The sequence below is a fragment of the Campylobacter sp. RM15925 genome, from assembly GCF_012978775.1.
GTDB lineage: Bacteria > Campylobacterota > Campylobacteria > Campylobacterales > Campylobacteraceae > Campylobacter_A > Campylobacter_A canis.
Map to the genome: position 1 here is coordinate 29,059 of NZ_LIWP01000005.1, position 19,378 is coordinate 48,436.

Annotated in this window: 21 protein-coding genes; 17 read left to right on the forward strand and 4 right to left on the reverse strand. The window is 37.6% G+C overall.

The annotated features are described in order from the left end of the window. Position 1: 1 nt before the first annotated feature. Positions 2-1,432 (reverse strand): catalase, encoded by a 1,431-nt coding sequence (locus tag CDOM15925_RS04090; protein ID WP_169941386.1) that lies wholly within the window; start codon positions 1,430-1,432, stop codon positions 2-4. A 383-nt stretch (positions 1,433-1,815) separates the two neighbouring features. Between CDOM15925_RS04090 and CDOM15925_RS04095 the strand changes: the two genes are divergently transcribed. From CDOM15925_RS04095 to CDOM15925_RS04130, 8 genes are read left to right on the forward strand one after another with little or no spacing between them, the layout of a single operon-like run. Continuing rightward, positions 1,816-3,771 (forward strand): BCCT family transporter, encoded by a 1,956-nt coding sequence (locus CDOM15925_RS04095; protein ID WP_169941388.1) that lies wholly within the window; start codon positions 1,816-1,818, stop codon positions 3,769-3,771. A 47-nt stretch (positions 3,772-3,818) separates the two neighbouring features. After that, positions 3,819-5,192, forward strand: coding sequence for a sodium-dependent transporter (locus CDOM15925_RS04100; protein WP_169941390.1), 1,374 nt, complete (start codon positions 3,819-3,821; stop codon positions 5,190-5,192). A 55-nt stretch (positions 5,193-5,247) separates the two neighbouring features. Then, entirely contained in the window at positions 5,248-6,453 is a 1,206-nt protein-coding gene (locus tag CDOM15925_RS04105; protein WP_169941392.1) for a M48 family metallopeptidase, read from the forward strand. Beyond that, entirely contained in the window at positions 6,440-7,261 is an 822-nt protein-coding gene (gene prmC, locus CDOM15925_RS04110) for a peptide chain release factor N(5)-glutamine methyltransferase (RefSeq protein WP_169941394.1), read from the forward strand. Before CDOM15925_RS04105 ends, prmC begins: the two co-directional genes overlap by 14 nt. 9 nt (positions 7,262-7,270) lie before the next feature. After that, positions 7,271-7,741, forward strand: a complete 471-nt coding sequence (locus tag CDOM15925_RS04115) for a DUF4149 domain-containing protein (protein ID WP_169941396.1) — start codon at positions 7,271-7,273, stop codon at positions 7,739-7,741. Between the two features lie 9 nt (positions 7,742-7,750). Beyond that, positions 7,751-8,533: a threonine/serine exporter family protein gene (locus CDOM15925_RS04120; RefSeq protein WP_169941398.1), complete on the forward strand. Its 783-nt coding sequence runs from the start codon at positions 7,751-7,753 to the stop codon at positions 8,531-8,533. Further along, a complete protein-coding gene (locus CDOM15925_RS04125; protein WP_169941400.1) occupies positions 8,526-9,068 on the forward strand; it encodes a threonine/serine exporter family protein in 543 nt (180 codons plus the stop codon). Before CDOM15925_RS04120 ends, CDOM15925_RS04125 begins: the two co-directional genes overlap by 8 nt. Then, positions 9,065-9,466 (forward strand): YbgC/FadM family acyl-CoA thioesterase, encoded by a 402-nt coding sequence (locus CDOM15925_RS04130; RefSeq protein ID WP_169941402.1) that lies wholly within the window; start codon positions 9,065-9,067, stop codon positions 9,464-9,466. Before CDOM15925_RS04125 ends, CDOM15925_RS04130 begins: the two co-directional genes overlap by 4 nt. On the opposite strand, the gene CDOM15925_RS04135 is transcribed toward CDOM15925_RS04130, so the two are convergent. The 3 genes from CDOM15925_RS04135 to CDOM15925_RS04145 are packed head-to-tail and all read right to left on the reverse strand — an operon-like array spanning position 9,441 to position 11,836. After that, a complete protein-coding gene (locus CDOM15925_RS04135; RefSeq protein ID WP_169941404.1) occupies positions 9,441-10,649 on the reverse strand; it encodes a type 1 periplasmic-binding domain-containing protein in 1,209 nt (402 codons plus the stop codon). The genes CDOM15925_RS04130 and CDOM15925_RS04135 overlap by 26 nt on opposite strands. Continuing rightward, the gene (locus CDOM15925_RS04140; RefSeq protein ID WP_169941406.1) at positions 10,646-11,308 is read right to left on the reverse strand and encodes a uracil-DNA glycosylase; all 663 of its coding nucleotides are present in this window, start codon (positions 11,306-11,308) and stop codon (positions 10,646-10,648) included. Before CDOM15925_RS04140 ends, CDOM15925_RS04135 begins: the two co-directional genes overlap by 4 nt. 39 nt (positions 11,309-11,347) lie before the next feature. After that, positions 11,348-11,836, reverse strand: a complete 489-nt coding sequence (locus CDOM15925_RS04145) for a GNAT family N-acetyltransferase (RefSeq protein WP_169941408.1) — start codon at positions 11,834-11,836, stop codon at positions 11,348-11,350. A gap of 141 nt (positions 11,837-11,977) precedes the next feature. Between CDOM15925_RS04145 and rpmH the strand changes: the two genes are divergently transcribed. From rpmH to CDOM15925_RS04190, 9 genes are read left to right on the forward strand one after another with little or no spacing between them, the layout of a single operon-like run. Beyond that, positions 11,978-12,112, forward strand: a complete 135-nt coding sequence (gene rpmH / locus CDOM15925_RS04150; protein ID WP_002940373.1) for a 50S ribosomal protein L34 — start codon at positions 11,978-11,980, stop codon at positions 12,110-12,112. Further along, positions 12,100-12,435 carry a ribonuclease P protein component gene (rnpA, locus tag CDOM15925_RS04155; RefSeq protein WP_169941607.1) on the forward strand — a complete coding sequence of 112 codons (336 nt, stop codon included), beginning with the start codon at positions 12,100-12,102 and terminating at the stop codon, positions 12,433-12,435. Before rpmH ends, rnpA begins: the two co-directional genes overlap by 13 nt. Continuing rightward, positions 12,432-12,773 carry a membrane protein insertion efficiency factor YidD gene (gene yidD / locus CDOM15925_RS04160; protein ID WP_211436671.1) on the forward strand — a complete coding sequence of 114 codons (342 nt, stop codon included), beginning with the start codon at positions 12,432-12,434 and terminating at the stop codon, positions 12,771-12,773. The genes rnpA and yidD overlap by 4 nt, the downstream gene beginning before the upstream one ends. Then, positions 12,773-14,335 carry a membrane protein insertase YidC gene (gene yidC / locus CDOM15925_RS04165; RefSeq protein WP_169941410.1) on the forward strand — a complete coding sequence of 521 codons (1,563 nt, stop codon included), beginning with the start codon at positions 12,773-12,775 and terminating at the stop codon, positions 14,333-14,335. Before yidD ends, yidC begins: the two co-directional genes overlap by 1 nt. Beyond that, positions 14,335-15,507 carry a Jag N-terminal domain-containing protein gene (locus CDOM15925_RS04170; protein WP_169941412.1) on the forward strand — a complete coding sequence of 391 codons (1,173 nt, stop codon included), beginning with the start codon at positions 14,335-14,337 and terminating at the stop codon, positions 15,505-15,507. The genes yidC and CDOM15925_RS04170 overlap by 1 nt, the downstream gene beginning before the upstream one ends. Next, entirely contained in the window at positions 15,500-16,825 is a 1,326-nt protein-coding gene (gene mnmE, locus CDOM15925_RS04175) for a tRNA uridine-5-carboxymethylaminomethyl(34) synthesis GTPase MnmE (RefSeq protein ID WP_169941414.1), read from the forward strand. Before CDOM15925_RS04170 ends, mnmE begins: the two co-directional genes overlap by 8 nt. A gap of 15 nt (positions 16,826-16,840) precedes the next feature. After that, positions 16,841-17,590, forward strand: coding sequence for a DUF8095 domain-containing protein (locus tag CDOM15925_RS04180; RefSeq protein WP_249934686.1), 750 nt, complete (start codon positions 16,841-16,843; stop codon positions 17,588-17,590). Between the two features lie 20 nt (positions 17,591-17,610). Further along, positions 17,611-18,333: a DUF8095 domain-containing protein gene (locus CDOM15925_RS04185; RefSeq protein ID WP_169941416.1), complete on the forward strand. Its 723-nt coding sequence runs from the start codon at positions 17,611-17,613 to the stop codon at positions 18,331-18,333. Positions 18,334-18,342: 9 nt separating this feature from the next. Next, positions 18,343-19,179 (forward strand): CPBP family intramembrane glutamic endopeptidase, encoded by an 837-nt coding sequence (locus tag CDOM15925_RS04190; RefSeq protein WP_169941418.1) that lies wholly within the window; start codon positions 18,343-18,345, stop codon positions 19,177-19,179. Positions 19,180-19,378 lie beyond the last annotated feature (199 nt).

The following is a 19,378-nucleotide window of genomic DNA, read 5'->3' on the forward strand; positions in this document are numbered from 1 at the left end:
CTTATTTCTTAAGTGCAGCTTTAACGCCTGCTGCATAAGCCGGTGAAATTTTCTCAAAATGTCCAAGTGCGCGCTCAACTATGAAGTCGCTTACTCCGCACATACTCTCTGCTATGTTGTTAAATAGCTGAGATTTTTGAGAGTCGTTCATTAGGTTAAATAGATCTCTTGGTTGGCTGTAGTAATCGCTATCTTCGGCTCTATGATCGTGTCTTTGCATTACTCCTTCAAGAGCGATGTCAGGCTCTAGGAAGTCTTTGTTTTCTTTGGCACCGCCAAAGCTGTTTGGCTCGTAGTAAGCCTTGTCTTCGATCTCGTACATGCCGTTATTCATAGCTCCGCCTACGGTGTAAGTGCCTATCTCACTTATAGGTTGATTAACCTTAAGTTGTGCATAGTGAGTTCCGATTCTGTATCTTTGAGCGTCAGGATAGCTGAAAATTCTAGCTTGAAGCATCTTATCAGGGCTAAAGCTGATGCCAGGAACTATGTTTGACGGGCTAAATGCCGCTTGTTCAACTTCGTTGAAGTAGTTTTTAGGGTTTTCATTTAGAGTCATAACGCCTACTTCAATCAGTGGAAAATCCTTATGAGACCATGTTTTAGTTAAGTCAAACGGGCTAAAAGGTAGCTTTTTAGCTTGCTCGTCAGTCATTATTTGGATCTTGAAATCCCAGCTTGGGAAATTGCCTTTTTCTATATTTTCGTATAGATCTCTTTGGTGGCTCTCTCTGTCGTTTGCAACGATATCAGCCGCTTCTTTGTTAGTTAAATTTTTAATTCCTTGGCGTGATTTGAAGTGGAATTTCACCCAAAATCTCTCGCCGTCTTTGTTGATTAGGCTATAAGTGTGGCTTCCAAATCCATGCATAGTTCTGTAGCTTGCAGGAATTCCTCTATCGCTCATTAGGATCGTTACTTGGTGAAGTGTTTCAGGGCTTAAGCTCCAAAAATCCCATGCCGCTTCGTTTGAGCGTAGGTGTGTGCGAGGATCTCTCTTTTGAGAGTGGATGAAATCAGGGAATTTGTAAGCATCTCTTAAGAAAAATACAGGAGTGTTGTTTCCTACTAAGTCCCAGTTGCCTTCTTTTGTATAAAATTTAATTGCAAATCCTCTTACGTCGCGCTCCGCATCTGCAGCTCCCGCTTCGCCTGCAACTGTTGAAAAGCGTAAAAATAGCTTTGTTTTTTCGCCTTTTTGAAGAACTTTAGCTTTTGTATATTTAGATATGTCATTAGTTATCTCAAGCACGCCGTATGCACCGCTACCTTTAGCGTGAACCGTTCTTTCAGGGATTCTCTCTCTGTTTTGGTGAGCAAGTTTTTCGATTAGTTGATAATCTTGCATCATAACGCCGCCACGAGCACCTGCCGTTAGCGAGTTTTGGTTGTCGGCGATTGGATTGCCCGAAGTAGTTGTTAGTTGTCTCATAATTTTTTCCTTTTAATAAAATTTATTATTTCGGAATTATACTTATTTAAAATAAAATATTTCTTAAATAATAAAAAATATTGATTAGAATTTTAAAAATTTCAAATTTTACAAATCTAAGGATTGAAATTTAAAGCCGCTAAATTTAATTTATATCCTAAAAACAGAGCCTAAAAGCAAAATTTGGAAATTTATACAAATTCAAATTTGCATTGCTTCTAAAAATACTTTATAAAACTCTTTATCAAAATTTAGCGGAATAAAATTTGGCTGTTACTTTCCCTAAATTTAAGGATTTAATATGTTTTACATTTATAATTTATTTGACTTATTTACAAAATTCAAGTAAGTTAAAAGCAAGCTTAAAATAAACAAGGAGATTTATGACCTTTATAAAAAACTCGAAATTTAACTCATCCGTATTTTATCCATCGGTATTTATCATATTTATGATTGCTATTTTTTCTGTTGTTTTTCCTGAGAGATCAAGCGAATTTTTTAAATCCATGCAAGATTTCATCACTATCAAATTCGGCTGGTTTTATGTGCTTGCTATCGCCATTATCGTGCTTTGTGTTATTATGCTGGGATTTAGCAAATTTGGAGATATAAAGCTAGGAGCCGATCACTCAAAGCCCGAATATGCGAATTTATCTTGGTTTGGCATGCTATTTGCCGCGGGTATGGGTATAGGGCTTGTGTTTTTTGGCGTGAGCGAACCGCTTATGCACTATCTTAACCCACCCGTCGGTGAGCCTAAAAGCATGGAGGCTGCCAAGCTTGCCATGAATATCACTTTCTTTCACTGGGGTGTGGGCGCTTGGGCTACTTATGCCATCGTCGCGCTTATACTTGCCTTTTTTGCGTATAGACACAACCTTCCTCTTACGCTTAGATCGGCGTTTTATCCGCTTATAGGCGAGAGAATTTACGGCAAGATCGGAGATGTGATAGACGTTTTTGCAGTGGTTGCGACACTTTTTGGAGTGGCTACCTCTCTTGGATATGGAGTCGTGCAGGTAAATGCCGGGCTTACTCACGTATTTGGAGCTCCTAGTATGCATATAACTTTGCTTGTAGTGTTATGTTTGCTGGCTACCGTTTCAGCCGCAAGCGGAGTGGATAAGGGCATAAAAATTCTTTCAAATTCAAACATCATCATGGCCATTATATTTATGCTTTTTATATTGTTTTTAGGAAATACCACCGATCTTCTTCAAAGGCTCGTGCAAAATAGCGGCAACTACGTATCCACGCTTATCTCAAATACCTTTAACCTCTACGCTTATCAGAAAGCAAACAGCTCTTGGCTTGGCGGTTGGACGCTTCTTTACTGGGCATGGTGGCTCTCTTGGTCGCCTTTTGTAGGGCTTTTTATCGCTAGGATTTCAAAGGGCAGGACAATAAGAGAGTTTGTCGTAGGAGCACTTTTGGTGCCTACGGGATTTACGTTTATGTGGATGACTTTCTTTGGAAACAGCGCTATAACTCTTGTTCAAAACGGATTTAGCGAGCTCGCCGAAGCTGCAAATTCAAACACCGCATCGGCTCTTTTTATGTTTTTGGATAGCTTTAAATTTTCAAGTCTGCTTGGCACTATAGCCGTGCTTATGATAGCTATATTTTTCATTACTTCGGCTGACTCTGCGGCGATGATTATGAATATGCTTTGCTCAAACGGCAAAGACAACACTCCTCTTTGGCAGAAAATTTTCTGGGGAGCGGCGATTGGCGTTGTATCTTGTTTTCTTATGCTTGGTGGCGGACTAGCCTCGCTTCAGGCTATGACGATAGCTTCCGCACTTCCTTTTACCATTGCGCTTTTGGTAGCTATTTACGGGCTTTTTCAGGCTCTTAGAGTAGATCTCATAAAAAAACAAAGCAGAAATTTAGCCAACATGCCCGTTTCTGAGATGTCTAAAACTTGGCAAGAGAGGTTAAAAACGATCATATCGCTACCAAATAAGAAAAACGCAGACAAATTTATAAGCGAGGTTATCGAAAAGGTCTTTGATGAGGTGAGGGCTGAATTTGAGAAAAACGGCTTGCAGGCTAAAATTTCAAAGGACGAAAAGCGAAATTTTATAAATTTGATCGTAGGGCTTGGCGATGAGATGGACTTTAGCTACGGAGTAAAGCTAGTTAGAATGGAAAGCCCTGATTATACCAGAGCTCTTGAAGGAGATGATTTGTATTACAGAGCCGAAGTGTTTTTAAAAGAGGGCGGACAAGACTATGATATACTCGGCTGGAGCGAGGCTACTATCATAAACGACATCGTTGAGCAGTACCGCAAACACATGCAGTTTTTGCATACCATTAGAGGCGTGCAGGCTTAAATTTAAGTAAATTTTTATATAATCACCCTTTTTTTGAAGGATGATTTATGAAAAGAGGATCTTGGAGCTCAAGACTTACTTATATACTTGCTATTGCGGGCGCTACGGTCGGTTTTGGCGCGACTTGGCGGTTTCCTTATCTGGTCGGTCAAAACGGAGGCGGGGCGTATGTGCTTACCTTTTGTATAGCTATGATCGTCATAGGAATTCCGATGATCTTAGTTGAAAACGCTATCGGAAGGCGCCTTAAAGTAAATGTCATAGACTCTTTTAGCGGTGTTGCAAACGGTAAAAAGATAGCCAAAATTTGGCGAGTGGCAGGCTATATGAGCTTGGCGGGAGCCTTTGGGATAATGGCTTATTATATGGTTATAGGCGGCTGGGTGCTAAATTATATAGCGCAAATTTTATTTGGGTCGCTTGATCTCTCAAAAGTTGTTGATTTTGCCACGACAAGTGCGTTTTATGAGCAAAATATCGTAAATAATCCTTTTTCAGTCGGCTTTGCTACCTTGGTTTTTGTTATGGTAAATTACATCATCTTAACTCAAGGTGCGGTTGAAGGGATCGAAAAAGCAGCTAAGTATCTCATGCCGATACTCTTTTTGCTTATGATTACAATGGTGGTTAAAAACATAACTCTTGAAGGAGTTATGGAAGGGATTAAATTTTATCTCACGCCTGATTTTTCAAAGATCAGTATGAAGCTTTTTATAGATGTACTTGGGCAGGTGTTTTTTGCGCTTTCGCTTGGATTTGGTGTGATGATAACGCTTTCTAGTTTTGTTAAAAAGGACGAGGCGCTGGTTAAAATTTCGGTGATAACTGGAATTTTAAACACCGTTATAGCCGTGCTTGCGGGCTTTATGATATTTCCTTCGCTTTTTAGCTTCGGAGTAACGCCTGATAGCGGGCCAAGCCTTGTGTTTAAAAGCCTCCCGATAGTATTTTCGCACATGCCGTTTGGAGGCGTTTTTGCGGTTACGTTTTTTACATTGCTTATGATAGCGGCTCTTACTACTTCACTTCCTATTTATGAAGTGCTTATAACTACACTTCAAGAAAAGATGAAAATAGATCGCAAAAAAGCGATTTTGATAGTGCTAGCGGCTATTTTTGTGCTTGGAAATTTACCTTCTTTAATGGCTACGAATTTGCTAAGCGAAGTAAAAATTTTCGGTAAAAATATCTTTGACGCTTATGACGCCATAAGTGCGACGATATTTTTCGTGCTTACGTCTTTGCTATGTGCGATATTTGTCGGCTGGGTTTTAAAGGATGAGGCGAAGGCTGAAATTTTACAAGGAAGCGAAAATCACAAAAAGATAATCAACTTATGGTTTTTGTATGTAAAATATATAATTCCGTTTGTGATTTTGATCGTTTTTGCAAGCAGTTTTTATGACAATTTTTTGAAATGATTTACTAAATTTTGATAGTATTTTGCAAAATTTATAATTTATAATAAGGAAATAGATGTTTAATCTTTTAATAACTATATTTTTTATATACACTTTAGTTAAAATTTATCTGGCGTTTTTGCAGATAAGTTTTATAGCTAAAGAGAGCAGGGCTAAAGCCGTCGTGCTTAGCGAGGAAGAGTATAAAAGTGCGGCTAAAATAGCTATCGCAAACCAAAAATTTCAGATAGCAAGCCTTGTTTATCATTTGGGTATATTTATGATCTGGGCGTTTTGGGGGCTTAAATTTTTAGCAGATATCACGCTTAAAGGCGGCTCTGTAAGCGAAAATATCATCTTTGTGATGAGCTTTATAATCATATCCTCCATTCTTGAGTTGCCGTTTGGCATATACGAAACCTTTGTCAAGGATAAAAAGCACGGATTTTCAAACACGACTCCAAAAATTTTTATAATGGATACTTTAAAAGCTCTTGCATTAACTCTTGTTTTCGGCTCGCTTTTTGTCTGGCTTATCTTGCTTTGTATCGATTTTTTGGGCGAGCTTTGGTGGTTATGGGCTTTTTCTCTTAGTTTTGTGATAGTTTTAATGATAAATTTGATCTATCCGACTATAATCGCACCGCTTTTTAACAAGATGCAACCGCTTGAAGAGGGTGAGCTTAAAAGCTCTATAGAAGGACTGCTTGATAGTTGCGGATTTAAGAGTAGCGGTGTGTTTAGTATGGATGCAAGCAAGCGAGATAACAGGCTAAATGCTTATTTTGGCGGACTTGGAGCGACAAAGCGCGTGGTGCTTTTTGACACGCTTATAAAAAAGCTTAGCCTAGATGAGATAATCGCCGTTTTGGGTCATGAACTGGGACACTTTAAGCATAAGGATCTATTTAAGATGATAGCTCTTAGCGCCGTGATGCTACTTGCGATGTTTGCGCTGTTTGGAAATATCCCTGCGTCTGCATATAACGCGCTTGGGCTTGAGAAAGAGGGCGGAGCGATAATCGTATTTATGCTTCTTTTCTCGCCGATTTTTAGCTTCGTTTTTAGCCCAGTTATCTCATCTGTAAGCAGAAAGAACGAGTTTGGCGCGGATAAATTCGGTGCAAGCGTAAAGAGTAAAGATGACATGATAAGTGCTCTTAATAAGCTGGCTAGCGAAAATAGGGCTTTCCCTAAGGCGCATCCTACTTATGCCTTTATCTATCACTCGCATCCCAGCCTTTATGAGCGTATAAATGAGCTAAAAAATGAGAATAGATGAGGCGCTAAAAGAGGCAAGCACTCAAATTTCATCTTTATGCGACAATCCCGCAAGAGTTGCTAAAATTTTGCTTATGCATCATCTTGGCGTGAGCATAGAGTGGGTGTTTTTAAATTTAAGCAAAGAGCTTGAAGCTAAGGATGAGTATTTCGCGCTTATTGATAGGTTTGCCTCTTGCGAGCCGCTTGAGTATATAACGGGTAAAGCGGGCTTTTACGGACTTGAATTTTTAGTTGAAAATGGAGTTTTAATCCCTCGTCCCGAGACTGAAATTTTGGTTGAAAAATCGCTTGAAATTTTACGCGAATTTAATGCTCCAAAAGTTTGCGAGATAGGCGTTGGAAGCGGGATTGTAAGTATATGCTTGGCACTTAATTCAAGCGCGTTGATAACGGCAACCGATATAAGCGAAAAAGCTTTAAGGCTAGCGCATAAAAATGCCATTAAATTCGGTGTAGAAAAGCGCATCAATTTTATTCATTGCTCATATATGGACGAGGCTTGGGGCGAATTTGATCTAGTCGTTTCAAATCCGCCTTATATAGCAGACGGCTATAAACTTAGCAAATTCGTGCTAAATGAGCCACATGAGGCGCTATTTGGCGGTAAAAACGGCGATGAAATTTTAAAAAACATCATCTTGCAAGCAAGAAATCGTAATGTAAAAAATCTCGTTTGCGAGATGGGTTACGATCAAAAAGAAAGTATGGCAAAAGCCCTTGAAATTAACAAATTTGAGGCTAAATTTTATAAGGATTTGGCGGGTTTTGACAGGGGATTTGTCGCCAAATTCAAATATCAAATTTAAAGGAAAAATATGAAAGGTTTATATCTTTTGCTTTTAGCGGCTCTAATCGGCATAGAAATTTCAATAGGAGCTTTTATCGCGCCTACGCTTTTTTATCCGCAGAGTATCATAGGAGAGGGCGTTTTGACACATTTTCAAAGCGGACTTTTGATGACAAATATATTTGTAAAATTTAACTACGTTTTAATCGCAGTTGCGATTTTGGCACTTGTTTACGAGCTTTTTGCACTTAGAAGCGACGTTAAGTTTGCTCTAAAATTCAGCTCTTTTATGCTCGCGCTTATAAATTTTGCTCTGGCTGCATCTTTTGTCTTTTATTTTACTCCTTACGTGCTAAACGCGCAGGCTTTGGGTGAAGCTGGAACTACGACGCCTGAGTTTTTTCAGGTGCATAAGGCAAGCGAGCTTGTGATGAAAGTGATGATGGTTGCTCAGCTTTTGCTCTTTTTTATCAAATTTCCACGTGCAAAAGAGGCTTAAGGCAAATTTATGCAAGAAAAGCCCGATATCCAAGAGGTGACTGATTTTTTGATTGACTACGCGGCAAAGATGCTAAGTATCGGCACTTACACCGCTCGCATAGATCGCTGTGTAAGCAGGATAGCGCGCGCTTACGGATACGACGTGAGCCTTACTATATTCGTGAAGCATTTTACTATAAGCGTGATGGATCCAAATGATAATTCGATCCGCCGAACATACGTAAAATCAAGCGCTACAATGCCTATCAGCTTTAACCTCATATCCGAGCTGAGCGCTCTTAGCTGGCAAATTTATGACGAGAAAATTTCGCTTAAAAGAGCAAGAAGCTTTTTTAATGAGATCATAAGCCACACTAAGCGAAATTTCGGCGTATCGCTTATCTTGATGAGTTTTGCAAATTCGGCTTTTTGCAAGCTCTTTGGCGGGGATATAGGCTCGATGGCAAGTGTTTTTGTGGCTACTTTTATCGGATTTTATCTAAGACATCTGTTTAGTAAATTTGGCATAAATTTAAAAATTCAATACATCATAGTCTCTTTTATCTCGTCTTTTATCGCTTATCTTGGAGTTTATCTTGGAGTTTCAAATACACCTGACGTGGCGATTGGATCGAGCATTTTGTTTTTGATGCCGGGCGTTTTGCTTATAAATTCGGTCTTTGACATACTCAATGAAAACACGCTCGTTGGCATTAGCAGAGGGCTAAATACAGGGCTTCTTATCATCTGTATCGCAATAGGCGTTTATATGACGATTGCCATTTCAAATATAGAGCTTTTAAATGTTTGATCTCATTTTTTTAACTCTTACAGATGCGTTTTTTGCGGCGATTGCGGGGCTTGGCTTTGCTTATGCAAGCTCTCCTCCGAAACGCACTTTGATCTACTCCGCGGCACTTGCCGCACTTGCTCATGCAAGTAGGTTTATGATGCTAAAGAGTGAAATTTTTTCTATCTCGATCGCTACTCTTTTTGCATCTTTTTTGGTTGGAATTTTAGGGATATTTTTTGCACGCAAACTAAAAGTGCCTGCCGAGATCATAGCTTTTCCCGCGCTTTTGCCGATGGTGCCTGGAATTTACGCTTACAAGAGTATTTTGGCTCTATTTTCTTTTACTAATAGCAGTGAAATTTCTCAAAAGATCACTTACCTAATGCTCTTTTTTGATAATGCGCTAACCACCGTTGCAGTTTCTCTTGCACTTGGAGTGGGCGTTTCTGTGACGCTTTTGATCTTTTATGAGCAATCTTTAATGGTAACGCGTGGCGCAAGGTGTGATCTAAACGCAAAGCAAGAGAAGAATAATTTTAAGGAATGTGTATGAAATTTAGAATTTACTACGAAGATACGGACGCTGCGGGGATAGTATATCACGCTAACTATATCAAATTTTGCGAAAGAGCAAGGAGTGAGGCGTTTTTTAACTCCGATTTGGAGCCGTTTAGTAAGGATGGCTACTTCGTAGTAAGTGAAATTCACGCTAAATTTAAAAAGCCCGCGACACTTGGTGATATGATTGAGGTTAGAAGCAAAGCCGTGCAGGTTAAAAAAGTCTCCGTCGTTATAAATCAGCAAATTTATAAAGTCGGAAATTTAAAGAGCGGGTGCGAGCCTGAACTGCTCTTTGAAGCCGATGTGACGGTAGCTTTTATGAACGAAAAAGGCATGGCGAAGATGAGCGAGCAGATGCTTGAGTTTATCTCGTCGCGTCTGCTTGAATAAAGCTTGATTCGCCTGCTTTTAAAATTTTTGTATTGTAAATCACTTGAGAATTTTCTATTCGCTCGCTAAATAGCTTTTGTGCGTTTTGATTTAAGTAGGCGGTGTAGATGTAGTCCATTCCTACGCTTGTCGAATAGCCGACCCAGTTAAAATTGATATCTTGGCTTAAAATTTCATTGTTAGAATCAAGCGCCATATCGACATCCGATAGTGAATTTGCGATATACATATTTGCTCTGTCTTCAGGTTGTGTTAGCTTAAATATATTTGGCGTATAGTTTATCTGAGTGCTAAGAAGAGCTGCGCTTTTTACGTCATATAGCCTAAGTTGCGAGCTTAACATGGATGCTTTTACGATAGGTACGTTTAAAAATATAGTAGCTTCGGCCAATCTTGAATTGCCGCTTAAAAAGCCTTTAAAATCGGTCTGATTTCCTGCGATAATATTTTCGTAAGCAAGCCCTCCGCCAAGCTCGTCGCTATATCTATTTAGACTGTTTCCAAGCGCGCTTCCGTCAGAAAATGCAGCAACTTTGCCGTTTGAAAACTCAAGGAGTTTTGCTATCTGGTCTTTGTAATCAATGCCTCCAAAGATCAAATTTGCCCTTAAATTTTCCACGCTTGAAATATGTAAAGTAGGCACGTAAGCAAGCATCGAGGAGTCTAAAACGCTATTTAGATAATTGGCTCCCACGGCGGTAAAAGGAGCTATCAGATAGCTTATGTTTTCGCTTTTTGCTTTTGCTATGGCTGAGTCAATGGCTCCGGGAGATTCGTTGCCGATGTTGTAAAATTTGACGTCTATATTTGCGTTTTGTCTTATTGTATAGGCAATTACGGAGTTTGCAACGATACCGGCATAGCTTTTTATACTGTTTTCGGGGACTATGATTGCTATTTTAAATTCGGCATCGGCACTTGGGATAAACATCGGCTCATTAAAGCCCGCTCCTCCGGTTATCGAGTTAAAAGCTTCGATAACTTCGATGTTCTGGCTTCTTTCATACCTTGCTAAAAAGCTGTGAAGCAGACCGTTTTTTACAAGTTCAAGCAAGCAGGTGTCATTGCACTTAAAAGGCTCTAAATTTATATAAATTTCATGAGCGGGCTGGATGTCCGAGAGCTTTTGACTCTTTGCAAAAAATAGCGTAGGCACAAGCAATATCAGTAATAATTTTTTCATAATAGCCCTTTAATGTTTTTTAAGTCTTGTATTAAAGCCTGCTCTTTGCTCGGATTTTTAAGCACCCATGCAGGCGAGTAGGTGGCAAGCAAATTTGAGCTTTTGAATTTCAAAAGATTGCCTCTGATTGATTCAAAGCTCTGCTTTTGTTCGCTTTCGTTAATTAAATTTAAAAATACGTTTTCGCCAAGAGCCACTATCACTTTTGGCGATATTATGTCTATTTGCGACAGCAGATATGGCTTACAAAGCTCGTAGTTTATTAGGCTGGGAGCTAAATTTGAAGGCGTTTTGCACTTTATTATGCTGGTTACATAAAACTCATCTTTGCTAAGCCCTAAATTTTGCTTAACAAGCGTGCAAAATTTATCTCCAGCACTTCCTTCAAGATATCTCCCGCTTATATCCTCGCTTACGCTTGGAGTATCGGTTATGAACATAACTTTTGAGTTAAGATCTCCACTACCCGTTAAAGCGTGATTTCTGCTCTTGCAAAGATCGCAGAGGTTGCAATTTTTTATCTGGTTTTCAAGCTCGGTTATATCGGTTGAAACATCGCTATAAATTTGCGAGCCAAACGACGGGTTTATGTATCTATACCCAAAAGCTCTTAGATAGCAAAGCTGTCTTAAAATTTCGTTTTTATCGGCGTAAATCATTGCGAGATATTATCAAAGTATGAGTTAAAACTCAATAAACTATCTTTTATCATCTGCTAAATTCACCAAATTTTCGCCATTTAGTCTATACGTGCGCCACTCTTTGGATAGATTTATCGCGCCTAAATTTTCATAAAATTTAATACTAGGCTCGTTCCAGTTCAGACAAGCCCACTCAAGTCTACTTAAATTTTCCTCTTTGCAAATTTGAGCAAGACGAGCTAAAAATGCCCTGCCTATACCTTTTGCTCTATAATCTTGCTTTACGTATAAATCCTCTAAATATATTCCGCCTCGTCCTAAAAACGTCGAGAAAGTGTAAAAATAAATTGCGTATCCGACAATGTCATTTTCGCTTTTGCACACTAAAATTTGAGCGTAATTTTTATCAAAAATGCAAAAAGCAAACTCATCTTCTTTAAAACTAATGATATGAGATAGTTTCTCATACTCCGCAAGCTCTTTTACCAAGGTACAAATTGGCTTTATATCCGCTCTGGTTGCTTTTGTGATAGTAAAATTTGACATTAATGAACCTTTAAAATTTTTAAAATTATAGCACCGAATTTGAATTATTTTTAAAAGGCTTGCAAATTTTATTCAATGGATTTTAAGTAATTTGTTGTTAAAATCACGACTTTATCATTAAATTTTAAAAAGGAAAAAGGTATGAAAAGGACTTATCAACCTCATAAAACACCTAAAAAGCGCACTCATGGTTTTCGCTTAAGAATGAAGACTAAAAACGGACGCAAAGTCATCAATGCAAGACGCGCAAAAGGTAGAAAAAGATTGGCGGCTTAGTCAAATTTAGTTCCTTAAGCGACTCTAAGGAATTCTCGGCAGTTTATAAAGAGGCGAGCAGGTGGTATTGTGAAAATGCTACGCTTTTTTATAAGCCCTCGACCGAAATGAAGCTAGCCGTCGTAGCTAGCAAAAAAGTGGGCAAGGCAGTTGTTCGTAATCGCTGTAAAAGGCTTTTGCGTGCGGTTTTTATTCAGATGAAAGATGAGCTTGCAAGCGGTGTTTATGTAGTGGTTGTAAAGGCGGGTCTGGAAAATACTTCATATCAAAAGATCCAGAAAAACATCAGTTGGGCTCTAAAAAAGCTTGGATGTATAAAATGATAAGAGAAATGGCGCTGTCTTTAATCGAATTTTATCAACGTTATATTTCTAAAATGACGCCTAAGACGTGTCGCTACTATCCAACATGCTCTGAATTTGCTGCTTGGCACTTTAAAAACAATAATTTTTTTTCTGCATTTGTTGCGGTTACTCTTCGAATTCTTCGTTGCAATCAGCTATTTAAAGGTGGTATTGATTACCCTGTGATACGTAAGAAATTTAACTCTTTTTCTATTTTTAGCCAAAATTCGGATTTTAATATAAATTTTTGGTTTATACCATACAAAGAGAATAAATTTTATGTTGTAAAAGTTTTAGACTCATTAAAGGAAATATAGTGTTAGACAAACTTTCAGTGCAAAAGCGAGTTTTATTGGCGACTCTTCTCTCTTTTGCCTTTTTTATTGCTTATGATTATTTTTTTATACCGAAAAATTTGCCGCTAGATCAAAACAAAACGGTAGCAACTCAAAGCGCTTCGCAAAATGCTTCAGCCGCACCGTCCTCTACTTCAAATTCAGCAGGTGCTCCAGCCCCTGTGGCAAATGAGCTAAAAAATATCGCCGTGGTTAAAGGAGCTCATTATGAAGCTCATATAGATAGCCTTGGTAGAATTTCAAAATTTTATTTAAATGACGAGAAATATAAAAATGAAGATGGAAGTAGGATTGAGCTTACTTCAAAGACGCTTTTGCCTCTTGAAATAAGATTTACCGATACAAATTTAAACGAGCAAGCTTTTAAGACCGACTACACAAGCAGCGCAAGCGTGATAGACGTCACAAGCGATAAGCAAACTCTTATTTTAACGCAAAATTTAAACGGCGCAACCGTAACCAAAAAGCTTACATTTTATCCATCCGGAAATTATGATTTAGACCTTGCGGTAACCGGAGGTGAGTATTTCGTAACACCGGGCTTTAGACCAAGCGTAGCGGTTGATAGCTATACAGTTCACGGCGCTCTTATCAGATATGCAGATGATAAGTTAAAGATACTTGAAGACGGCGATGTGGACGGCACGGAAGTATTTGACGACGCAAATATTGCCGCTGCAAGCGATCGCTACTATACAAGCTTGCTTTACTCTTTTGATAAGCCGTTAAACGTGCTTGTTTCAACAGATACTGCCGAAAATGCGATAATATTTATAAAAAATAGCGGTGAATTTAAAGCGGGCGGATATATAGGACCAAAAGATCATAAAATTTTAAAATCAATCGATAATAGACTAACCGATGTTGTAGAGTATGGCTGGTTTACTTTTATCGCTAAACCTATGTTTGCATTTTTAAGTTTGTTGCACGATTATATCGGCAACTGGGGTTGGGCGATAGTGGTACTTACTCTTGTTATAAGGCTAGTTTTATTCCCGTTAACATACAAGGGAATGCTGTCTATGAACAAGCTAAAAGAGCTTGCGCCAAAAGTTAAAGAGTTGCAAGCTAAATATAAGGGCGATCCGCAAAAACTAAATGCTCATATGATGGATCTTTATCGCAAGCACAATGCAAACCCTATGGGCGGATGCTTGCCGATACTTATGCAAATTCCGATATTTTTTGCTATTTATCGCGTACTTTTAAATGCGATCGAGCTAAAAGCTGCGCCTTGGATACTTTGGGTAAAGGATCTTGCGGTGATGGATCCATATTTCGTCCTACCGATATTAATGGGTATAACGATGTTTTTACAGCAAAAGCTAACACCGACAAATTTTACCGATCCTATGCAAGAAAAAATTATGAAATTCCTGCCTTTAATATTTACATTTTTCTTTGTAACGTTCCCTGCGGGACTTACGCTTTATTGGTTTATAAATAACGTATGTTCGGTTGTTCAGCAAATTTTTGTAAATAAACTATTTGAAAAGCATAAAAAAGCGGAGGTAAAAGCATAATGCGTATTGAAGCAAAAACACTGCAAGAGGCTTTTAGAAAGGCCGCAGAGGAGCTAAACTGCTCCGTAACCGAGCTTGATATAAAAGTTATTCAAAATCCAAGTATGGGATTTTTAGGGTTTTTTAAAAAGACGGCTATAATTGAAGCCGAAAGAGAGAGCGATAAGCCTAAAAATGGCTCTAAAAAATATAGAGACAAAAAAGAGCGAAGCGCACACGAAGAGCATAAAAGTAAAAATTCTAACGGCTCAAACAACTCTAACGGAAGTGAAAAACATAAGGATGAAAAAAGTGCGCAAAAAGCCGAAAATCATAGCGACAAACAAAACGGCTCAAGCGATAAAAAAAGAAGAGATAGAAATAAAAAAAGAAAAGAAAAAAGAAATGGAGATAATTTAAGCTCAAACGGTGAAAATGGCAGTGCAAATAAAGCCGAGAAAGATCAAAAGAGTGATACGGCTAGTGCTTTAAATCAAAATTTTGATATATCTCATAATGCATTTAAAAGCGACGAAACAGTTGAGAGCGAGCCTCTGAATTTGGCGATTCAATCAGATGAAATTACCGAGATAAAAGAGCCTAAAGTAAAAAAAGAGGAGTCTAAAAATATACTTGACACCTCGATAATAGATACTTTTAATAAAGATATAAAAGATGATGAGCAAAAGATTGAGAGCAAGCAAAAAGAACAAAAGCTAAGAGCCGATATTCAAAAAGTTTTGCCTGAGATAAAAGATGGATTAGATAGGCTATTTGCCGCAAGTTGCTTTGATATAAGCAAGATTGAAGTGGATAAATTTGACGATGAGACTGTTTTGATTGAGCTTGACGGAGAGGATGCCGCACTTCTTATAGGCAAAGAGGGTTATAGGTATAACGCAATCTCTTATCTGATATATAACTGGATAAATTCAAAATATAATCTACTTGTTCGGCTTGAGATAGCTGAATTTTTAAAAAACCAAGAGGGTGCTATCGATCAATACTTGGTGGGCATCATTGAGAAAGTTCAAAATACCGGAAAGGCTAAGACTAAGCCGCTTGACGGAATTTTAGTAAAGATTGCACTTGAGAAATTACGAGAGAAATTTCCTGATAAATATGTTGGAGTTAAAAGCGATAATAACAAACAGTTTATAATTGTGAATGAATTTTTTAAAAAATATGAATGACACAATCGTAGCCATCGCCACGGCTCATGGCGTAGGTTCCATATGCATAGTTAGACTAAGTGGCGAAAATGCGCTTAGTCTAGCCCTTAAACTCACAAATATTCAAACTTTAAAACCAAGATTTGCAACTTTAGCTAAAATTTATTCAGATGATGAATTTATAGACGAAGGTATACTTTTGTATTTTAAAGCACCTGCTAGCTTTACGGGCGAGGATGTTGTGGAATTTCAGATTCACGGCGGATTTGCTGTGGCTAATTTGATCATTTCTCGTCTCATAAAACTAGGAGCCAGACTTGCGCAGCCGGGAGAATTTAGCAAACGCGCTTTTCTTAACGGTAAGATGGATCTAAGCAAGGCTGAAAGCATACAGAATTTAATAAACGCAAGAAGTGAAAGTGCCGCCAAGATAATAGCTAGGGCTATGAGGGGAGATCTTGGTAAATTTGCAGACGAGATTAGAAAAGAGCTTGTTAAAACTCTTGCTTTTGTTGAAACTAGCATTGATTATGCGGACGATGATCTTCCTGAAAATTTAATGAGCGAAATTAAGCATATGTTAATGCTAAATCACGAAAAATTAAGCAAAATAGTAGCTATAAGCGATTCTCGCAAAGGGCTTATAGAAGGCTTTAAAGTTGCAATCGTCGGCAAGCCAAATGTAGGCAAAAGCTCTATTTTAAACTCACTTCTAAATTATGAGCGAGCAATTATAAGCGATGAAGCAGGCACCACTCGCGACCGCATAGAGGAAAGTCTTAGTATAGGTACTCATTTAATTCGCATTATAGATACCGCAGGGATTCGTAAAAACGCAGGTAAGATCGAGCAGATAGGCATAACCCACTCTTTAAAAGCGATTGAGGAAGCAGATATTATACTTGCCGTTTTTGATGCTTCAAACGAGGTTGACGAACAGGATTTTGAGATTATAAATTTGCTTAAAGATTCTCAAAAAAAGATTTTTTACATACTTAATAAATGCGACTTGAAGCTTAAATTTGACACATCAAATTTAACTGATCCGCTTGAAATTTCGGCTAAAAATAGCGCGGAAAAGATAATAAAAGAGCTTGAAGTATATCTTGACGCTCAGGATGTAAATGAGGTACTGCTCAATTCGACACGTCAAATTCAGTGTTGTAAAAATGCAAGCGAAGCTATAAAAAGGGCTTTAAATTTACTCAATGAAAGCGAACTTGAGCTCTTTGCTTATGAGATAAATTCGGCAATAGCTTCAATTTCTTCTATAACTAAGCCGTTTGAAAGAGGCGAGATACTTGATGAGATGTTTAGCAGCTTTTGTCTTGGGAAATAAATTTAAAGGATAAAAATGAGTATTTTAAAAGTTGTTGCAAGCAGTGTAACGGTAGTTTTTTTGGCGGGTTGCGCGCAAAGCAATGCTAGTTTATCAATGGCAAAGCTTCAAGAAGATAGCGAGCCTAAATGGATTAATTATCTTGAAAATGACGAAAGTATGCAAAAGATAGCGTTTTACTCTGAAAATTTAGCCTCCACAAAAGAGTTAAAAGACGGTTCTAAAATCGGTTTTGCTCTTACCAAAAAGCAGCATGAAGGTAAGTTTCAAAACGTAAAGATAGGCGACATGTATGCAAGCGGCGGTAAGTCTTTTTCGATAGTAGATCTTGATAGGAGTGCTTATTATATCAATATGCACGATAAAAACGAGGTTTTATCTTTAAAGAATTCAAAAAATATAAAATTTTATGAGTTTGGTGGCGGAATTTTAGAAACCGTAGTTTATAGCGCAAATGGCAACCTTGTGTGCGAGGCTTTTATAAGCGGTAAGAGCGTAAATGCAAAAAGCGTTACTAATTACTATAATGCCAATACTCCAGATAACAGCAATTTCTTTGTAACCGTTATGAGATCTGAGATATTAAAAAATAAGACTCCGATAGCAAACGGCTTAAGCTTTAAATATTTCGTTCCGGAGACCGATCTTGCTCAATTTAAAAAGTCGGTAGAGTCTGAGGAATTTAAGTTAAACGTTATCGATAAGGATTTAATGAAGCAAGAGCGCATACTAAGAAATATAATTTGCGTAGAATTTGCTAAATAAATCAATCAAAAGAACGTTTTATGAAATTTAAAACTTTTGTAGTAGCTTTTTTAAGCGCTATAGTTTTTAGTGGTTGCGCAAGCTCTTTGGGCAGCGCTTCAGCAGACGATAGAGCATGGATGCGATATTTAGAGAGTGATGAGAGTTTACAAGAGATTAGTTTTTATAAAAGAGTAGTTAGTGCGCTTAAATTTGGTGAAGTGCAAGGAAATGCTGTTGTAAAGACTCAGTTTGGCGATACTTATTCAAGCAAAGATTTAGGCGATATTTACTTTGTGAGTGATCTTAAAAGTGTCATAGTAATTGATCTTGACAAAGGTAAAAATGTCAATATATCAAGCGATGATGAGATAAAAAGCTTGCAAAATTCAAAAAATATCAAATTTTATGAGTTTGGTGGTGGCATGATAGAAAATGTGATTTACTCTACTAGTGAAAAATCGGTCTGCGAAGCTTTTAGATATAGTTTGGAACCTATAAATACAAAAAGCGTTACGAATTATTATACAAGCGTTGATAAAGGCGAATTTTTTGCAACTATCATTAAAGCCCAGATCGTTGGAAATAAGGGTTTTGAGATTAAAAATTTAGATTTTAAATTTCATGTAAATGAAAAAGAGCTTGCGAAGATAAAAGAGTATGCTCACTCGGACAAATTTAAAAAAGAAGGAATCGATCAAGATATGCTAAAGCAAGGGCGGTTTTTGCTAAACGTGCTTTGCTACTCTATGTTTTTGGAGTAAGTTAAATTTATGCAAGCCAAAGAAGCAAGATACTATAAACCTCTATTTTTCTTCACAGCTTCGCTTGTTGTGTCTTGGATGTTTTTCTTTAGCGCAGCTTATTTGAGCAATATGCCAAATTCTTTAAATTTAACTTTCCTGCAAGGGGTCTTAAGCCTATTAGGACTTATATCTCCTTGTTTGATAGCACTTTATCTCTTTTGGCGTGAAGGAGTTAAATTTAAGGATTTAAAGCATAGATTTAGCCTTAAGGGCGTTTGTAAAATTTACCTTATCTTAGCTATTTTTATGACTTGCATAGCTCTTTTACTCGCTCAGCTTATATCTGTTTTGTTCGGATATAGTTTAGAGCAGTTTCATATAGTGGCTAGTCCAAGTTTTGATTCAGCCTTTTTTAACGCTTGGTTCATACTTGTCTTTGCTGCAATCATAGAAGAGTTGGCGTGGCATAGTTACGGAACCGATGCTTTAACCTCTAAATTTAATCTGTTTGTATCATCTATTATATTTGCATTTTACTGGGCGATTTGGCATTTGCCGTTAGCCTTTATAAAGGGCTATTATCATAGCAACGTATCAAATAGCGGTCTTTTATACGGGCTAAATTTTATAGCTAGCGTGTTTGTTTTTGTGATTTTGATGAATTGGCTTTATATTAAAACGGGCAGAAACATAACTATTGCCGTTATCTTTCATCTTTTTGCAAATCTTACAAATGAAATTTTTGCGACACATCCCGATAGTAAGGTGCTACAAACAGCTATATTGCTGATAGTAGCGATATTTGTCTTGATTAAAGAAAAAGAGATGTTTTTCGGCTCAAATTTAAGAGCGTATAAAGTATAAAATTTATGCCGGCATCAAAGCTACATTTTGGTTTATTATGTTTTTATGCTTGCTAAAGTAAAATAGTTAAATTTATGGCGTAAATTTTGAAATTTTATATTTTATAGCCGTTTATAATGAATAATAAAATTAAAATTTAATACAATATCAAAATAAAATTACATATTTTAAAAAGTGTTTGAGCGGAATTTGAGCTTTG